Source organism: Microbacterium immunditiarum (assembly GCF_013409785.1).
Lineage (GTDB): Bacteria > Actinomycetota > Actinomycetes > Actinomycetales > Microbacteriaceae > Microbacterium > Microbacterium immunditiarum.
This window is the reverse complement of record NZ_JACCBV010000001.1, coordinates 1,444,407-1,461,755: the sequence shown is the minus strand read 5'-3', so window position 1 is coordinate 1,461,755 and position 17,349 is coordinate 1,444,407. Positions and strand designations below refer to the sequence as shown.

Here is a 17,349-nt window from a genome sequence, read left to right as displayed (position 1 = left end):
GCGCGAAAGCGCACACAAAACCAAGACAGTCTACCGCACGCGGGCGGTGCCCTCCGAACCGTAGGTCGCCACGAGCTGCGCGCCGAGATCGGCGAGCGCGCGCGTGACCGACGCGGGCTCGAGCACCCGCGCGGCGGGGGTCCAGCCGGCGAGCTGCTCGGCGAGCGCCTCGTCGCTCTGCGCCCGCACCTCGACGACGGAGCGCTCGTCGCCCTCGTCGATCACGCGCGCGTGCACGCCGAATCGGGAGCACAGCGGCGCGACCGCGTGGGCTTCGACCGAGACGGTGGCGGATGCCGCGCCCCGCCGCGCCTCCATCTCGGTCACCATCGCGTCCCACGCCTCCCCCGGCACGAAGCCTGCCGCAGCGCGGCCCCGCGCGCGGAGCGCCCTCAGGCCGCCCATCCGGTCGACGCGGTACGTCCGCAGCCGCGCGGCATCCGCCGTCTCGGTCCCGGGGTGCGCCGGGGCGGCCATGAGGTACCAGCGGCGCCCGCGCCGGCCGACCACGAGCGGAACCACCTCGAGGGTCCGGCGCTCCGCGCCGTACTCGAACGACACGAGCCGCTCGTCGGCGATCGCCTGTTGGAGCAGTGCCGCCTCACCGGGCTCGGGCTCGCCGGGCGCCGCTCCCCACTCCGGGCCGACGACGGTCGTCGCGGCGATGCGCTCGGCCGCCACTCGGAACGAGGCGGGCAGCGCCTGCACGACCTTGCGCCTCGCGCGGGTCGCCGCGTCGGAGTCGGCACCTTCCCGGACGAGCTGGAGGAACAGCGCCGTCGCCTCGGGACCGGTGAGCCCCGTGAGGTCGGTGCGGGCGCCGCCGATGAGCCGCCAGCCCCCGCCCCGCCCGGGTTGCGGGTAGAGGGGGACGCCGGCCGCGAGGAGGGCTTCGAGGTCGCGGCGCGCCGTCGGCACCGACACCTCGAGCTCGGCCGCGAGCTCTGCCGCGGTGAGTGACTCGCGCCCCTGGAGAAGGAGGAGCGCCTGAATGAGGCGGTCTGCGCGCATGACTCCAGACTTGTGGTTAGAGCGATCAGTTCTTGATCACTTTAGCCGGAAGGCTGGACCTCGAAGCGGTTGACGGAACCGCCGACGGAAGGAACGAAGACATGCTCCGCGGACTCGCGAACCTCAACCTGGTGGCCGACGACATGACGGCTGCGATCGACTGGTACACACGCGTACTCGACGCCCCGCCCTACTTCACGCGGCCCGAGACCGGCCCGGCCCAGTACGCCGAGTGGCGCTTCGGCGACGACGAGGACGAGCTCGCCCTCATGTCCAGCGCCTACCGCCCCGCACTCCCCTCCCCCGGTGGCGCGCTCGTCAGCATCCACGTCGACGACATCCCGGCCGCGTTCGACCGGCTCGTCGAGCTCGGCGCGAAGCCGTTCGACCCGGTGACGCAACGCGGCGAGGGCTGGTGGTCGGCGTCGGTGAGCGACCCGTTCGGGAACCTCCTCGGGCTCATCCAGAGCCCGCATTGGGCCGCGCAGCACGCGTGAGCGAGACGAGAACGCCCCGCCGGCCGGAGCCTGCGGGGCGTTCTCGTGAGTTCGGGTTTCGTCAGAGCTTGGTGACCTGGTCGAAGCTGAGCTCGACCGGAGTCTCGCGCTCGAAGAGCGACACGAGCACCGTGAGCTTTCCGCTCTCGGGCTTGATCTCGCTGATCGTGCCGGGAAGACCGGCGAACGAGCCCTCCTTGATCGTGATGGTCTCGCCGACCTCGAAGTCGACCTCGGCCGGGATGGAGCGGGCCACGGCCTGACCGCCCTTTGCGGCGCCGCCCTTCGCGGGAGCGACCTCCTTGACCTCGACGAGCGACTTCAGCATGTTGAAGGCCTCTTCGAAGCGCAGCGGTGTCGGGTTGTGCGCGTTGCCCACGAAGCCGGTGACGCCGGGCGTGTGCCGCACGACCGACCACGTGTCTTCGTTGAGCTCCATGCGCACGAGCACGTAGCCGGGGATCCGGACACGCGTGACCATCTTGCGCTGGCCGTTCTTGATCTCGACGACGTCCTCCATCGGGACCTCGACCTGGTAGATCTCGTCCTCGACCTCGAGCGTGGACTTGCGCTGCTCGATGTTCGCCTTCACCTTGCGCTCGAAGCCGGCGTACGAGTGGATGACGTACCACTTGCCGGGGAGCAGGCGCAGCTCCGTGCGGAACGCCTCGTATGGGTCTTCGACCGAGTCATCCGTCTCGTCTGCGCCCTCGGCGCCCTCGGGCTCGGTCGCGGCGTCGGCGGGCGAGACGGATGCCTCGACCTCGTCGACCTCCTCGGCGGCTGCCTCGACTTCCTCGACGAAGTCCTCGTCGAGCACAGGGCGGTCTTCGTCGCCGTTGATGTCGGGGCCGTCGTAGGGGGTGATCTCTTCGGCCGCCTCGGCCTCGCGCTCGGCTGCTTCTTCGGCGATCGAGTCGTTCAGCACCTCGGCTGCCGCCTCGGCCTCAGCGGCCTCGTCGATTTCCAGTGCGTCGTTCACGATCGCATCTGCCTCCGGGTCGTCGATGTCGTCGATGTCTTCGAGGTCGTCGAGGTTCTCGTCGTCTTCTTCCTCGTCGTCGACGATGTGCAGAGCGCTGTGCTCCGCCGCCTCGACAGCGCGCTCCTCGGCCGCGAGGACGTTGCCCTCCTGGGCTTCGTCATCCTCACTGGACTGCTCGGCCGCGGGCGCCCAATCGGCGTCGTCGACATATCTCTCAGACACTTGACATCTCTTTCTTCGTGGACGGCTGCGGATGCCATGACCCGCGCCGCTCGGTGCGATCAGGCGCCGCCCGGCACTCCGAAGACGACGGTCGTGACCCAGACGAAGAGAACGTCGAGGCCATAGACGAAGGCCATCATGACGATGACGAAGCCGAGCACCACCAGCGTGAACTTCACGAGCTCCTGACGCGTCGGCGTGACGACCTTGCGAAGCTCGGCGAAGACCTGGCGGATGAAGAGGGCGATGCGCGCGAAGACGTTCGGCTTCTTCTCGCGCGGCGTGGCGTCGCCCTTCGCGACGACTTCGCCCTTCGGCTCATCCTGGACCATCGAACCCACCTGATTACCTTCCATGTGCCAGCTTGGGCTGACGCGCAGGGCGGACAGGAATCGAACCTGCAACCTGCGGTTTTGGAGACCGCTGCTCTGCCAATTGAGCTACCGCCCTAGAGACCCGGCGGGCCTCGGCAACCCGCACTCCTGCGCCGAGTCCATCACGATGAGGGAGTCTGCCAAACTGGCGGGCACGGCAAAAGAATGCAGATTTCAACTGCATCACCCAGTGTACGGCATGCCCTTGGGGGTCGCGAACCGAGCGGGGCATATCGAGGCGCGCTCTCAGTACTGCTGGATACCGTATCGATCGGGCTCGGACTCGCGTCGGAACAGCCGCCCCGTGAGCGCGTCGGGCTTGACCACGACGTAGTTGTACTTGAGCGTCGGGATCCACGGACGAAGCGGCAGGCTGTCGGCGTGCTCGACCTCGCCGGCCGTGTCGAGTCGGTGCGCGTGGCCGCGCACGATGACGCTCCACGCCTCGTCGTCGGTGTGGTCGTCGACCTCGAACACGACCTCGTCGTTGACCGTCAGCTCGAAAAGCTTGCTGCCCTCGGCGGTGCGGAACACGATCGTCTCGTCGTCGACGACGTAGTTGACCGGGAAGATGTCGATCACCCGGCCGACGTGCGTCACCAGGCGCCCGAGCTCCTGCCCGCGCAGCAGCTCCCAGCACTGGGCGTCGTCCAGGACGACGACGGGGTCGGTGTCGCTCATGACTCCATCGTGCCCTGTGCGAGGCATCCGGCGCCAGCGTCGCGCCACCTCCCGGGAGATCTTCCGCCGCCCTACGATCGGCGCATGACGCTGCGCCAGGAAGACCTCGACGCTCTGTGGGACTTCTCCGATCCGCGGGGTCGGAAGGCCGGCTGCGCGAGGCCGCCGAGGCCGAGACGGATGCCGCCGCCCGCGCCGAGCTCCAGACCCAGGTCGCCCGTGCGCTGGGCCTCCAGGATCGCTTCGCCGAGGGCGATGCGGTGCTCGACGCGAACCCCGCCGACCTCGCCGAGCGACCCGCGCACGCTGCGCTGGCACGTGAGCCTGCACAACAACGCCGGATGGGCCCACTTCGACGCGGGGCGCTTCGACGAGGCGCTCGCCGAGTTCGAGCGTTCGAAGGACGCGGCCATCCGCTGGGCACGCCCCAGCAGGTTCAGTGGGCGGACGAGGCCATCGCCGAGGCGACGGCTGCGATCACGGACCGACGCGGATGAGCTTCTTGTTGACGAACTCGTCCGCGGCCAGAAGGCCGAGCTCACGCGAGGTGCCGGACCGCTTGACGCCGCCGAACGGGAGCTCGGGCGAGTCGGCGAGCACGATGTTGACGTAGACCATGCCCGCGTCGATGCGGTCGGCCACGCGCTGGGCCTGCTCGGGGTCGGTCGTGTAGACGTACGAGCCGAGGCCGAAGGGCGTGCCGTTCGCGATCTCGACCGCCTCGTCCTCGTCGTTCGCGCGGAACACCATGCCCACAGGGCCGAAGAACTCCTCGCGGTACGCGTCCATGTCGGGCGTGACGTCGGTCAGCACGGTCGGCTCGAAGAACGCGCCGTCGCGCGTGCCGCCCACGACGAGCTTCGCGCCCTGCTCGACCGCACGCTGCACCTGCTCCTCGAGGCGCTGCGCCGCCGTGAGCGACGAGAGCGGGCCGAGCACGGTGTCGTCGGCGAGCGGGTCGCCGACCTTCGCGGCCTTCATCGCCTCGGTGAACTTCTCGAGGAACGGCTCGTACAGGTCGTCCGCGACGATGAAGCGCTTCGCGGCGTTGCACGACTGGCCCGTGTTGTCGAGGCGCGCCTCGACCGCCGCCTGAACGGTCGCGTCGAGATCGGACGTGCTGAGCAGGATGAACGGATCCGACCCGCCGAGCTCGAGGGCGACCTTCTTGAGGTTGCGGCCGGCGACCTCGGCGACGGCTGCACCGGCGCGCTCGGAGCCCGTCACCGACACGCCCTGCACGCGCGTGTCGGCGATGACCTGCGCAGCCTGCTCGTTGGTGACGTAGAGGTTCACGTACGTGCCGCCGGGCATGCCGGCGTCACGGTAGATCGCCTCGATCGCCGCCGCCGACTCAGGGCACTGCGACGCGTGCTTCAGCAGGATCGTGTTGCCGAGCACGAGGTTCGGCGCCGCGAAGCGGGCGACCTGGTAATACGGGAAGTTCCACGGCATGATGCCCAGCAGCACCCCGAGGGGCGACTTGCGGATGACGGCGCTGCCCTCGCCGAGGATGTCGATCGGCTGGTCGGCGGTGATCCTCTCGGCGTTGTCGGCGTAGAACTCCGTGATGTCGGCGGCGAAGTCGACCTCGCCCAGCGCGGCCTCGAGCGGCTTGCCCATCTCGCGCACGATGATCCGGGCGAGCTCATCGCGTCGTTCGCGGTGCAGCTCGGCGACCCGGCGGACGAGCGCGGCGCGCTCGGCGACGGGCGTCTCGCGCCACGTGCGGTATGCGGCATCCGCGCGTGCGATGCATTCCTCGACCTCGGCGTCGGTGAATGCGGGGAACGTGGCCACAGTCTCGCCCGTGGCCGGATTGACGACGGCGTAGTCGGTCATCTGCTCTCCGATCGGTTCTTTCAGACAGTCTGCCGTGCCCGGACGCGTCCGGCACGGGAGATCACGCGGCGGCGAGCACCTCGGCCAGCACGTCCAGGCCCTCGTTCAGCAGGTCGTCGCCGATCGACAGCGGCGGGAGGAACCGGATCACGTTGCCATGCGTGCCGCACGTGAGCACGATGACGCCTCGCGCGATGCACTCCTTCGCGACGGCGGCGGTCAGCGCGGCATCCGGGTCGCCCGTCGCCGGGTCGACGAGCTCGGCGGCGACCATCGCGCCGCGTCCGCGCACATCTCCGATGCGCGGGTCGCCCGCCTGCATCGCCGTGAGGCGCGACACGAGGATCTCGCCGACCTCGCGGGCCCGCTGCGACAGGTTCTCGCTCTCGAACACGTCGATGGACGCGAGCGCCGCGGCGCACGCGACAGGGTTTCCGCCGTACGTGCCGCCGAGGCCGCCGGCGTGCGAGGCGTCCATGATCTCCGCCCGGCCGGTCACGGCCGCCAAGGGCAAGCCCCCCGCTATGCCCTTGGCGGTCGTGATGAGGTCCGGCACGACGCCGAACCCTTCGCTCGCGAACATCGCCCCCGTGCGAGCGAAGCCGGTCTGGATCTCGTCGGCGATGAACACCACGCCGTTCGCGCGGCACCACTCGGCGAGAGCGGGGAGGAAGCCGTCGGCGGGGACGATGAATCCGCCCTCGCCCTGGATCGGCTCGATGATGACGGCGGCGAGGTTGTCGGCGCCGACCTGCTTCTCGATGACGGAGATCGCGCGCTTCGCGGCATCCGGCCCGCTCAGTCCATCGCGGAAGGGGTACGACAGCGGTGCGCGGTAGATCTCGCTCGCGAAGGGTCCGAAACCGCTCTTGTACGGCATGGACTTCGCCGTCAGCGCCATCGTGAGGTTCGTGCGGCCGTGGTAGCCGTGGTCGAAAGCGACGACCGCCTGCTTCTTCGTGAACTTGCGCGCGATCTTGACGGCGTTCTCGACCGCCTCGGCCCCCGAGTTGAACAGCGCGCTCTTCTTCTCGTGGTCGCCCGGCGTGATGCGGTTGAGCGCCTCGGCGACCGCGACGTACGACTCGTACGGCGAGATCATGAAGCACGTGTGGGTGAACTGCGCCACCTGCGCCTGAACCGCTTCGACGACCTTCGGGTGCGCGTTGCCCACGGTCGTGACGGCGATGCCCGAGCCGAGGTCGATGAGCGAGTTGCCGTCGGCGTCGACGACCACGCCCCCGCCCGCGGCGACGGCCTCGATCGGTGCCGTGTGCCCGACGCCCGCGGCGACCGCCGCGGCCTTGCGCGCGAGCAGCTCCTGCGACCGCGGGCCCGGGATGCTCGTCACGACGCGCCGCTCCTGGGGAAGCGAGGGTCCTCCGAGGGGCGGGGCGGCGATCGTGTCGGCGGTGTCGGCAGCGGTCATGAAAGGGAGATTAAGAGCCGGATGCCGCACCCGCACTCTCCTGCATGTACATTCTCCCTACGGTGATGTACGCCACGTACAGGAAGGTCACATGACCGTGGTCAGCGACTCCCCTACGCTGCGCGCCCTGCTCGCGCGCACCGACCTGCGCCTGCGCCTGGAGACCGCACCCGCCGACGATGAGGCCCTCGACCGGCCGGTTCGCTGGGTGCACAGCTCCGACCTCGCCGATCCGACGCCCTTCCTCTCGGACGGTCTCGTGCTGCTGACGACGGGCACGCAGTTCCGGGGCGCGGACGAGGAGGACTACTCCGCGTACGTGCGCCGGCTCACGGCCCGCGGCGTGCTGGGACTCGGGTTCGGGACCGGCCTGGGCCCCGAGCTGGGCTCCAGGACGTGGACGAGCACTGACCAGGAGGGCATCCCGCCCGCACTCGCCGGCGCATGCCGCGACGCCGGACTCGCGCTGTTCGAGGTCCCGTACCGGACGCCGTTCATCGCGGTCGCCCGCGCGAACGCCGAGGCGATCGCCGCGCAGGCGTACGCGCGGCGCTCGTGGGCGCTCGCCGCGCAGCGCGCGATCTCGCTCGCGGCCCTGCGCCCCGACGGCCTCGGCGCGACGCTGGCCGAGCTCGCCCGGCAGCTCGACGCGTGGGTCGGACTGTTCGACGCGACCGGATCCCTCACGCGCGAGCATCCGGCCGGCGCCCTCGACGCCGAGGCGCTCGCGCAGGTGACCGCCGAAGCAGGCACGGTGCTGCGGCGCGGCACGCGGGCCGGGTCGTCGCTGCGCATCGGCGACACCCCGTTCACCCTGCAGACGCTCGGGCGGACAGGACACCTCCGCGGGGTCATCGCGATCGCCTCGGGCGACCTCGACCAGGAGGAGCGCGGCGTCGTGACCTCTGTCATCGCGATGGCGGGACTCGCGCTCGAGCAGAACCAGGGCCTCGGCCGTGCTCGGGCGTCGCTGCGCGCCGGCGTCGTGCAGTCGCTGCTCTCGGACGATCCGACCCTCGCACGGCGCATCGCTCGCGACGCGTGGCGAGGGCTGCCGCATCCGCCGATCACGGTGGCGATGACGGATGCCGCGACGGCCCGCGACCACACGGCGACCGAGTGGCTCGAGCTGAAGGCGGACGAGAGCCGCGGCGACGTGTTCTACGGTCGCGGCGACGACGGGCTGGTGATCGTGACGTCGGCCGACCACGACGGGCTCGTGGGCGAGTTCGCGGAGCTCTTCGGGGTCGGCGTGGGGGTGTCGCGCCCGGCGCCCTACTCGGCGTTCTCGGCGGCCGTGCGCGAGGCGCGCGTCGCGCGGGACCGCGGGGCGGCGGCGGGTGCGCCTATGTCGCGGTTCGGCGACGCGGGCGTCGGGAGCGTGCTCTCGGCGGAGCCGTCCGACGAGGCGCGCGCGGTCGCGGCGGCGCTGCTCGCCCCGCTCGATGAGTACGACACGGCGCACGGCGGGGCGCTGCGCGAGACCGTTCGCACATGGCTCGAGCAGGACTGCTCGCACGAGGCGACCTCGCGCGCGCTCGGCATCCATCGCCATACCGTGCGCGCCAGGCTCGCGTCGGCGCAGCGCGTGCTCGGGCGGGATCTCTCATCCTTCCCCGAGCGCGCCGAGGTGTGGGCCGCGCTCAGCGTCGCGGGCAGCTGAGCAGGGGTCCAGTCCGTGGCGCCGAGCGCGTCACGCCTCCCTCGCGCTGCATGAGTCAGCGCGCGGTCTCCGCCCAGTTCGGGTCGGACTGCGTGAGCGCGATGAGACCGCCGGCCTCCAGCATCCGCAGCAGGAACGGCGACGCGGGCGGCACCCGGCGCTCGGCTCCCGTCGTCTCGTTGCGGAAGAGCCCCTCGGCGATGTCCACCACGAGGTGGTGGCCGTCCTCGACGAGCTCGGTCGCGTCGGGCACCTCGAGCGACGGCAGCCCGATCTCGAACACGTTGCGGGAGAACGTGCGCGAGAACGCGTTCGACACGACGCATCCGATTCCCGTGGCCTTGAGCGCCTTCGCCGCGATCGCCCGCCCCGACGACTGGCCGAAGTGGTGACCGGCCACGACGATGTCGCCCGGCTGCACCTCGAGCGGGAACCGTGGGTTGTGGTCCTCGAGCACGTGCTTGACGATCTCCTCCATGGGGTCGAACACATACGCCGACTTCACGAGGGCGTCCGTCGGGATGTTCGCGCCGAACTTCCAGCAGCGCCCTTCGAAGCGCGTGACGAACTCACTCATGCGGCTTTCCTTCCGAGACGTGGCGGCGCGGGTCTGTGATGCGGCCTGCGACCGCGGATGCCGCGACCGTGAGCGCCGACGCCAGGTACATCGACGCCTCCGTGCTGCCGTTGCGGCCGGGGAAGTTGCGCGAGTGGGTCGAGATCATCGCCTCGCCGGCCGACATCGCCCCCATGTTCGCGGTCTGGTTCGAGCCGGTGCTCGGCGGGAACCATGTGCCTCCGGCCTCGTGGAGGTCGGCGACCAGGCCGAGCTCGAGCGCCCGCCGGAAGACCTCGCGGTTGCCGGGCACGAGGTTGAGCTTGACGTCCGGGTGGATCCGCCGACCGCGCAGCACCCTGGCTGCGAGGACGAAGTCCTCGAGGCGTCCGCCGCCGTGTCCGCCGAGCTCCGCCCACTGCACGGGCGTGCCGACGACATCGTCGACCGGATGCACGTTGCCGACCGTGGGCGGCGCGGCCACCTGCGGCGGGAGGTCGCTCACGTCGAACCGGCGGACGTCCTCGACGGGGTCTCCGTCGCCGTTGACGATCCCGTCGACACTGCCGTTGGGCAGCGACTCGACGAACGCGCGCGTGACCTCGTCGGGCTCGATGTAGCCGCACTTCGCGCCGAGGTCGACGCACAGCACGGGGAACAGCCACCGATCCCAGAACCCCAGGCCCTTGATGAACGGGCCCGTGAACTCGAGCGCCTTGTAGATGACCGACCCTTCGCCGAGCTCCTTCACGAGCCACAGCGCGACGTCGCGCGGCGTGGTGCCGGGCCGCAACTGCCCCGACAGCTCGATCTGGACGAGCTCGGGCACGCGGAACCACGCCTTGCCGAACGGCATCACCGTTCCCGCGTGCGAGTCGTTGCCGAGGGCGACCGCGAGCGCTCCGACGGCGCCGTGAACGGGCGTGTGGCTGTCGGAGCCCACGACGATCTGCCCGGGCAGGGCGAGCCCGTGCTGCACGAGCACATTGTGGATGTTCCCGCTGCCGCAGTCGAACAACTGGGTCCCACGGCGCTTGGCCCACTCGCGGTTGCGGTTGAGCACGTCCGCCTGCTGCTCGGTGGGCGGCGAGAAGTGGTGGTCGAACACCGTGACGACGCGGTCTGGGTACGGCAGGTCGACGCCGACGCGCTCGTCGTACACCTTGCCCGTGAGGTAAGCGCTGAGGTCGTGCATCACGAGCCGGTCGACCTCGGCCACGACGACGTCGCCTGCCGACACGGACTCCCTCCCGCTCGCGCGCGCGAGGATCTTCTCGACGAGGTTCATGCCGGCACCACCACGTGACGCGGGTCGGTGATGACGCCGGTGACAGCGGATGCCGCGGCCACCGCCGGGCTCGACAGGTAGATGCTGGACTCGTAGCTGCCCATGCGCCCGCGGAAGTTGCGGTTCGCGGTGGAGAGCGTGACCTCGCCGTCTGCCATCGCGCCGCCGCTGCCGGCGCATGCGCCGCATCCGGGGTTCGTGATGAGCGCGCCCGACTCGATGAGCGTCGTGACGATGCCGTCGGCCGCGGCCTTCGCCATGATGTCGGCGGATGCCGGTGTCACCACGAGCCGCACGCCCGGGGCGATGCGGTTGCCCTTGAGGTACTTCGCCGCGATCGCGAGGTCGTCGTACTTCGCGTTCGCGCACGATCCGATGAACACCTGGTCGACCTTCGTGCCGGCCACGCCCGAGATGCCCACGACGTCGTCGACGTTGTGCGGGATCGCGATCTGGGGCTCCAGCTCCGTCGCGTCGAGCTCGATCGCCCTCTCGAAGACGGCGTCGGGGTCGGATGCCAGCGGCTGGACGGTGTCCAGGTCGACGCCGTGCTCGGCGAGATAGCGCATGGTCTCGGCATCCGGGGGCACGACCGCGTTCTTCGCACCCGCCTCCATCGCGAGGTTGCACAGCGTCATGCGCTCCGAGGTGGAGAGCGACTCGACCCAGTCGCCGTGGAACTCGACAGAGAAGTACGTCGCGCCGTCCGCGCTGATGTCGCCGATGAGCTTGAGCATGACGTCCTTGGGATAGACGCCGGCGGGGAGCGGCCCCTTCACCACGATCTTCATCGACTCGGGGACGCGCATCCACAGCTTGCCGGTGACCCACGCGGCCGTGATCTCGCTGAAGCCCACGCCCGTGCCGAGCGCGCCGAGCGCGCCGTAGATCGTCGAGTGCGAGTCCGTGCCGATGATGAGGTTCCCGGGCTTGACCAGCCCGTTCTCCATCAGCACGACGTGCGCGATGCCCGCGTTGACGTCGAAGAAGTTCTTGATGCCCATCTTGTCTCGGAAGCCGCGCGAGAGCCGGTGGTCGCCCGCGATCTTCGCCGTCTGCGCGGGCGAGATGTGGTCCATGACCATCGCGATGCGGTCCTTGTCGAACAGCTCCGGCTCGCCCATGCGCTCCCACGTCTTGATGCAGCGCCAGGTCGCGGTGTGGCTCATGTAGAGGTCGGGGTAGGCGTCGACGATCTGACCGGGAACCAGGCCCGTCTCCCCCGAGGCGCGCTCGAGCGCCTTGACGGCGAAAGTCCTGCCCATCAGCTCTTCTCCTTAGCGAACTTCTTCATGAGGTGCTCGATGAGGCCGCCGGCCTCGAGGATCTCCCGCAGCACCGGCGGGAACGGCGTGAAGGGGAACGACCGGTCCCCGACCGTCACGGTCCCCGCCTCGTAGTCGACCCACACCTCGTCGCCCTCGGTGATGGCGTCGACCGCCGCCGGGCACTCCACGGCCACGAGTCCCGTGTTGATCGCGTTGCGGAAGAAGACGCGCGAGTACGAGCGGGCCACCACGGCCGTCACGCCGACTCCGATGAGGCACGTCGACGCCTGCTCGCGCGCGCTGCCGCATCCGAAGTTCCGACCGGCGACGACGACCCGGCTCTCCTTGAGCTTCGCCTGGACCTCGGGCCCGAGCGGCTCGAACGCGTGCGCGCCGAGCTCGACCGGGTCGATGCTCACGAGGTAGCGGCCGGGGATGATGACGTCCGTGTTGATGTCGTCGCCGAAGACGATGCTCTTGCCGCCGAGGCGGTCCTTCGTGACGGCGCTCACGGCGTCGTGTCCTCGACGAACCACTCGGTCGGGACGACGTGACCGAGATCGCGCTCCTCCGCGAGCTCGAGGATCTTCGCCCCGACCGCCGCGAACTGGATGCCCATGCCGGTGTTGTTCGCGAAGATCGTGATCTCGTCCTCGCTCGAGCGCGCGGGCGCGGGGTCCACCAGGATGTCTCCGAGCTCCTGGATGTCCTCCCACTTCTTCAGGCCCCGCTCGACGGGGCCGAGGATGTCGAACTGCTTGTCGTGGTGCACCTGCTCGCGGCTGAACACGACGATGCGGCCGGCTCGGTCGAACGCGGTGTCGTCGAGCTCGCGGCGCGTCGCCGTTCCGTCCGGGCTCGTGATGCACGACACATGCGTGCCGGGCTCGATCCAGGCGCCGTCGAACACGGGGTCCATCGCCGCCGTGGCCGCGGTCACGATGCCGCATCCGACGACCGCCTGCTTCGGGTCGTCCACGGCGACCACGTTGCGACCGGTCTTGTGGGCCCAGTCCGCCGCGAAGGTCTCGCGCCGCTCGCGCGTCGGGCTGAACACGCGGATCTCCTCGATGTCGGGACGCACGAGCAGGAGCGTCTCGAGGTGCGCGGCCGCCTGCCAGCCGGCGCCGAACATGCCGGCGACGGTGACGTCCTCCCGCGCCATCTCCCGGATGCCCAGAGCCGTCGTCGCCCCGACGCGGTACTTCTGGATGACCGAGTCGTGGATGATCGCGAGCGGCGCGAGCTCGGTGAGGCTGAACAGCGTCACGAGCCCGACGTAGTTGCCGCCCGGCGCGACCGGGAGCAGCCGGCGGCGCTTCTCACCGGTGGGGAGCGTCTCGACGCCGACCATGTCGGATGTGATGCGGGTGCCCCACACGCCGCTGGAGATGTTGCCGCCCTCCTGCGACTTGAAGCGGAACCGGAAGCCCGGGTACCGCTCATCCTCGACCGGGAAGTACGTGTGGTTGCGCGGGCGGTTGTGGCCGCGGTCCTGGGCGAGCTCGCGATACGCGACCTCGAGGACATCGAGCACGTCCAGAGGGCTCAGGAGCTGCTCGACGTCGGCGTTCGACAGGATTCTCATGGATCTGGGGGGTTCTCTCTCGTTCAGATGGTGAGGGGCTCGACGCCGTCGCCCGCGACGAGCACGGTGTCGGTCAGGACGCTGCGGATGCCGCGGGGGTCGACGACCTCGAGCACGACGGCGATGACCTCGCCTTCGGCCGGGCCACTCCTGGGTGCCGGCTGGAGCTCTCCGCCCGTGGCGAAGTCGGCCTGGCTGATCCAGCGCAACGTCGAGACGGCGCCGGACGGCAGCGCCTCGAGCACGGGAGCGGCGGCCGCCTCGACGGCGTCCCACTCGACGGCGGGCCGGATCGCGGCGAGCGCCGCGCGCTGCGCCTCCGCCAGCGCGGGCAGCCACGGCTCCTCGCCGAACGTGCGGGCGATGAGCAGCCAGCCGTTCCGGTACTGTCCCGCCGCCTCGAACGTGACGTGGCCGTCGTCGTCGGCCATGCGGAACAGGAGGTCGGCGAACCCGCCGCGGCGCGCGATGTCTTCGATCGCGGCGATGCGGTCCCGCGCGCCGAGGCCTTCCGCCGTCGCCGCGCGGAGCGCGTCGCGCAGGATGGCGGACCCCGTGCGCAGGAGCGCGAGCTCCGCCTCGGACGGCAGGGCCCGGCGGTCCCGCACGAGCGGACCGAGCAGCTTCGAGCGCCACTCCGGCACGGCGGCCTCGATCTCGCGCACGACGCCCGCCGGCCACAGCTCCGCGTCGACGAAGCCGATCGTCCCGGCGGGGCGATCTGCGACGTACGCCGACACGAGGGCGCCGAAGGCGCGGCCGCTGCGGATGTCGGTGAGGTTCGACGTGCGCTGCATCCACGGGAACACGCGCTTGGACAGCTTCGTGAGCAGCGTCGCCTCGCCCTCCGCGGGGACCGCGAGCACACCCTCGTTCCAGTAGATGACGAGGTTCGTCAGGTACCCGATGTCGTCGCCGCGCGAGACGTCGTTGTAGATGAGGGCGAGGTCGACGCCCTGCGCGCGCAGGTCAGCCTGCAGCGCCGCGACGCGGCCGCTCCGCTCGTCGAGCGAGACCTCGTCATGGTCGAGCACCACGAGTCCGCGCTTCATCGGCGGCTCCCTTCGTCGGACGAGAAGAGTCGTCGCTCGGTCGAGACGAAGTACTCGGCACCCGTCGCGGTGACGACGACCTGGTCGCCGAACACGTGGTAGCCGGCGATCGGCGTGAACGTGTTGGGGTGGATGATGAAGGTCGCGCCCTCAGGCAGCACGGTGTGGTTGCCTTCGATGATGGGCGTCTCGTCGAGGTGGAGGCCGACCCCGTGTCCGCGCACGCGCGTCCACTGGTCGGAGCAGTACTCCCCCAGCCCGTGCCTGCGGAACACGTCGTTCTCGGCGACGGCGATCTCGTGGGCGGTGACGCCCGGCTTGACGACGGCGAACCCCGCATCCGCCGCCTCGCGGAACAGCTCGAACGAGCGCCGCTGCTCCGGCGAGGGCGGGCCGACCGTGACCGAGCGGCAGATCTGCAGCCAGTAGCCGCCCGTCTGCGGGGTCAGCTCGGTGCGGACCATGTCTCCCGCCTGGATGACCCGGCGGCTGGGCGGCGTCATTCCGAGCACCTCGTCGGTGCCGGAGGCGATGAGCATGAAGTTGTCCTCGGCGCCGAGCCGCTTGATCTCGGCCTCGACGCCGGCGACGATGTCGTACTCGGTGATGCCGGGCTCGAGCACCTCGACGAACGCGTTCCACGCGGCATCCGACACCGCGGCGGCCGTGCGCATGCGCTCGAGCTCCCACGCGCTCTTGACCATGCGCGCCTCGTCGAGGAGCGTGGTCGCCGAGACGAGCTCGACTCCGGGCATGCCCTCGCGGATCGCGCGGTCGAAGCCGAGCGGCAGCAGCTCGAGGTGCCCGACGCCGATGCGCCGCAGGCCGAGCTCGGCCACCGCGTCGACGAGCGCCTCGGCGCCCGGGAGCGCGATGAGACGGGCGTCGTCGACCCAGCCCGTGCGCAGGAGCGGCGCGAGGTCGCTCAGTCGCGTCGAGTACGCCGTCGCCGGGCCGTCCAGGGGCAGCAGCGCGAACGTCGCCGTGCCTCCCACCGACGTGTCGGTGAGGTAGCGCACGTTCTCACGGCGCCACGCGGGGGCGTACGCGAGGATCGCGTCGAGCCCCTGCTCGGCCATCGCCGCGCGCAGCTTGCGGTGGCGCAGGGCGCGCTCCGCGGCATCCGCCGGTTCGAGTGCCGAAGGCGCGCTCGCGGCGAGAGTCGTCACATCCGTCATGCCACGGCCTCCTGCAGGCGGCGCTTCATCTCGGACTCGTCCTCCATGCGCATGAAGTCCGCCGTGATGGACTTCTCCAGCTCGAAGAGCGCGTCGTCCTCGGGCTTGCGCGGCTGGGGCACGTCGATCTCCATGTCGAGGAACGTCGTGGACGGGCGCGCGGTGATCACGAGCATGCGCGACGAGAGGAACACCGCCTCGCGGATGTTGTGCGTGACGAACAGGATCGTTCGGCCGGTGGTCGCCCACACCCGCACGAACTCCTGGCGGAGCTTGCGCGCCGTGATCTCGTCGAGGGCCGAGAAGGGCTCGTCCGCGAGGAGCAGGTCGGGCTCGATCGCGAGCCCGCGGGCGAGCGACACGCGCTGTTGCATGCCCCCCGACAGCTGCAGCGGGTAGTACCCGCCGAATTCGGCGAGGCCCACGAGGTCGAGGTACTTCTCGACACGCACGTCGGCTTCGCGCTTTCCGACGCCGCGCTCGAGCAGAGGGATGCGGACGTTGTCACGCACGTTGCGCCAGTTGAGCAGCCGCGCCTGCTGGAAGACGACGCTCACCTTGACGTCGGAGCGCGCCTTGGTGCTCACCTCCTTGCCGTTCAGGACGATGCGGCCGGAGGTCGCGTCGTCGAGGCCGTTGATGATGTTGAGCATCGTCGACTTGCCGCATCCGCTCGGTCCGAGGATGGACAGCAGCGCACCCTCTTCGACGCTCACGTTGAGTCCGTCGATGACCTTGAGAGGCGGCTGCCCAGGACGGCGGAACTCCTTGCGCAGGTTGTCGATCTCCAGATACGCCATGTCAGGCCGTCCCTTCCAGCGCCGCTGCGTGCGGGCGCCACCGAGTCAGCCGCTTCTCGATCGGCTTGAGGATGATGTTCTCGATCAGCAGCAGCGTGATCGTGAAGAGCAGGGTCCACGCGAGCACCTGCGTCATGTTGAAGTTGCCGAACCACCAATGGAGCATGTAGCCGACGCCGCTGGAGAGTCCGATGAGCTCGACGACCGTGACGATCTTCCACGAGATCGCGAGCGCGGTGCGAAGGGCCGCGAGCACGAACGGGACGAGCTGCGGGATGACGACCTTCAGCAGCATCGAGCGCTGCGAGAAGCGGAACGCCTTCCCCATGTGCATGAGGTCTCGGTCTATCGCCTTCGTGCCCTGCCAGATGTTGATCGCGATCGCCGGGGTCGCCGCGACGCCGACCGCCAGGATCGCCGCGGTGTCGTTGAGCCCGAACCACAGGATGAAGAGGATTCCGAACACGACGGCCGGGATCGAGAATCCGACGAGCACGACGTTGATGAGCAGGTCCTCGCCCCAGGCCGACAGGCCCATGATGAGGCCGATCACCAGGCCCATGACCATCGCGATGGTCATGCCTCCGAGGACGCGCCCCATCGTGACGGCGAGCTGGTAGTAGGTGTCGCCCTCGGTGAGGTTGTCGAGCATCGTCGTGAAGACGAGGAACGGACCCGGCAGCGTCTGCGGGCTCATGAACAGCGACGCGAGCCACCAGATGACGATGATGCCGACGAGGGCCGAGAACCGCCGCAGCGGCCGTTTCCACGACGTGCGCCGCTTGATCGGGACGGGCTCTTCGATGCCCCGCACGACGTCCGTGTCGACGCGGATGCACGAGTCGTCGGCGACTTCGGTGGAAGTGGACATGGGGTTGCCTTCCATATCGATGTGGAGTGGTTCCGGTGGGACTC

The 17,349-nt window shown here is 70.1% G+C and carries 18 protein-coding genes and 1 tRNA gene; 2 read left to right on the top strand and 17 right to left on the bottom strand.

All coding sequences use genetic code 11. From position 1 onward, the window contains the following. Window positions 1–30: 30 nt before the first annotated feature. Window positions 31–1,011 (bottom strand): helix-turn-helix transcriptional regulator, encoded by a 981-nt coding sequence (locus BJ991_RS06575; RefSeq protein ID WP_179488527.1) that lies wholly within the window; start codon window positions 1,009–1,011, stop codon window positions 31–33. A 101-nt stretch (window positions 1,012–1,112) separates the two neighbouring features. On the opposite strand from BJ991_RS06575, the gene BJ991_RS06570 reads away from it, so the two are divergent. After that, on the top strand, window positions 1,113–1,508 hold the full coding sequence (locus BJ991_RS06570) for a VOC family protein (protein ID WP_179488525.1): 396 nt from the start codon (window positions 1,113–1,115) through the stop codon (window positions 1,506–1,508). A 61-nt stretch (window positions 1,509–1,569) separates the two neighbouring features. Here BJ991_RS06570 and nusG read toward each other — a convergent pair whose 3' ends face one another. The 7 genes from nusG to gabT form a co-directional block, all read right to left on the bottom strand. Further along, a complete protein-coding gene (gene nusG / locus BJ991_RS06565; protein WP_179488523.1) occupies window positions 1,570–2,715 on the bottom strand; it encodes a transcription termination/antitermination protein NusG in 1,146 nt (381 codons plus the stop codon). A gap of 59 nt (window positions 2,716–2,774) precedes the next feature. Next, window positions 2,775–3,047, bottom strand: coding sequence for a preprotein translocase subunit SecE (gene secE, locus BJ991_RS06560; RefSeq protein ID WP_179488521.1), 273 nt, complete (start codon window positions 3,045–3,047; stop codon window positions 2,775–2,777). A 45-nt stretch (window positions 3,048–3,092) separates the two neighbouring features. Continuing rightward, window positions 3,093–3,165 (bottom strand) — tRNA-Trp (locus BJ991_RS06555). Window positions 3,166–3,335: 170 nt separating this feature from the next. Next, complete coding sequence (locus BJ991_RS06550; RefSeq protein WP_179488519.1) at window positions 3,336–3,770, bottom strand: pyridoxamine 5'-phosphate oxidase family protein; 435 nt, start codon at window positions 3,768–3,770, stop codon at window positions 3,336–3,338. Window positions 3,771–3,841: 71 nt separating this feature from the next. Beyond that, complete coding sequence (locus BJ991_RS06545) at window positions 3,842–4,183, bottom strand: hypothetical protein (protein ID WP_179488517.1); 342 nt, start codon at window positions 4,181–4,183, stop codon at window positions 3,842–3,844. Between the two features lie 64 nt (window positions 4,184–4,247). Continuing rightward, window positions 4,248–5,612, bottom strand: a complete 1,365-nt coding sequence (locus BJ991_RS06540) for an NAD-dependent succinate-semialdehyde dehydrogenase (protein ID WP_179488515.1) — start codon at window positions 5,610–5,612, stop codon at window positions 4,248–4,250. Between the two features lie 61 nt (window positions 5,613–5,673). Continuing rightward, window positions 5,674–7,041: a 4-aminobutyrate--2-oxoglutarate transaminase gene (gene gabT / locus BJ991_RS06535; protein WP_179488513.1), complete on the bottom strand. Its 1,368-nt coding sequence runs from the start codon at window positions 7,039–7,041 to the stop codon at window positions 5,674–5,676. A 91-nt stretch (window positions 7,042–7,132) separates the two neighbouring features. Between gabT and BJ991_RS06530 the strand changes: the two genes are divergently transcribed. After that, complete coding sequence (locus BJ991_RS06530) at window positions 7,133–8,704, top strand: helix-turn-helix domain-containing protein (protein ID WP_179488511.1); 1,572 nt, start codon at window positions 7,133–7,135, stop codon at window positions 8,702–8,704. 55 nt (window positions 8,705–8,759) lie between these two features. Here the strand turns inward: BJ991_RS06530 and BJ991_RS06525 are convergent, their stop codons facing one another. The 9 genes from BJ991_RS06525 to BJ991_RS06485 are packed head-to-tail and all read right to left on the bottom strand — an operon-like array spanning window position 8,760 to window position 17,305. Beyond that, entirely contained in the window at window positions 8,760–9,281 is a 522-nt protein-coding gene (locus BJ991_RS06525; RefSeq protein ID WP_179488509.1) for a LeuD/DmdB family oxidoreductase small subunit, read from the bottom strand. Then, on the bottom strand, window positions 9,274–10,548 hold the full coding sequence (locus tag BJ991_RS06520) for a 3-isopropylmalate dehydratase large subunit (protein ID WP_179488507.1): 1,275 nt from the start codon (window positions 10,546–10,548) through the stop codon (window positions 9,274–9,276). Before BJ991_RS06520 ends, BJ991_RS06525 begins: the two co-directional genes overlap by 8 nt. Continuing rightward, the gene (locus BJ991_RS06515) at window positions 10,545–11,813 is read right to left on the bottom strand and encodes a 3-isopropylmalate dehydratase large subunit (RefSeq protein ID WP_218852889.1); all 1,269 of its coding nucleotides are present in this window, start codon (window positions 11,811–11,813) and stop codon (window positions 10,545–10,547) included. Before BJ991_RS06515 ends, BJ991_RS06520 begins: the two co-directional genes overlap by 4 nt. Continuing rightward, window positions 11,813–12,328, bottom strand: a complete 516-nt coding sequence (locus BJ991_RS06510; protein WP_218852888.1) for a LeuD/DmdB family oxidoreductase small subunit — start codon at window positions 12,326–12,328, stop codon at window positions 11,813–11,815. The genes BJ991_RS06515 and BJ991_RS06510 overlap by 1 nt, the downstream gene beginning before the upstream one ends. Then, window positions 12,325–13,404, bottom strand: a complete 1,080-nt coding sequence (locus BJ991_RS06505) for an ornithine cyclodeaminase family protein (RefSeq protein ID WP_179488505.1) — start codon at window positions 13,402–13,404, stop codon at window positions 12,325–12,327. The genes BJ991_RS06510 and BJ991_RS06505 overlap by 4 nt, the downstream gene beginning before the upstream one ends. A gap of 23 nt (window positions 13,405–13,427) precedes the next feature. Then, complete coding sequence (locus tag BJ991_RS06500) at window positions 13,428–14,456, bottom strand: aminopeptidase P family N-terminal domain-containing protein (RefSeq protein WP_179488504.1); 1,029 nt, start codon at window positions 14,454–14,456, stop codon at window positions 13,428–13,430. Next, window positions 14,453–15,634, bottom strand: coding sequence for a M24 family metallopeptidase (locus tag BJ991_RS06495; RefSeq protein WP_179488502.1), 1,182 nt, complete (start codon window positions 15,632–15,634; stop codon window positions 14,453–14,455). The genes BJ991_RS06500 and BJ991_RS06495 overlap by 4 nt, the downstream gene beginning before the upstream one ends. Then, the gene (locus tag BJ991_RS06490) at window positions 15,631–16,434 is read right to left on the bottom strand and encodes an ABC transporter ATP-binding protein (protein ID WP_179488500.1); all 804 of its coding nucleotides are present in this window, start codon (window positions 16,432–16,434) and stop codon (window positions 15,631–15,633) included. The genes BJ991_RS06495 and BJ991_RS06490 overlap by 4 nt, the downstream gene beginning before the upstream one ends. A 1-nt stretch (window position 16,435) precedes the next feature. Beyond that, window positions 16,436–17,305, bottom strand: a complete 870-nt coding sequence (locus BJ991_RS06485; RefSeq protein ID WP_179488498.1) for an ABC transporter permease — start codon at window positions 17,303–17,305, stop codon at window positions 16,436–16,438. Window positions 17,306–17,349 lie beyond the last annotated feature (44 nt).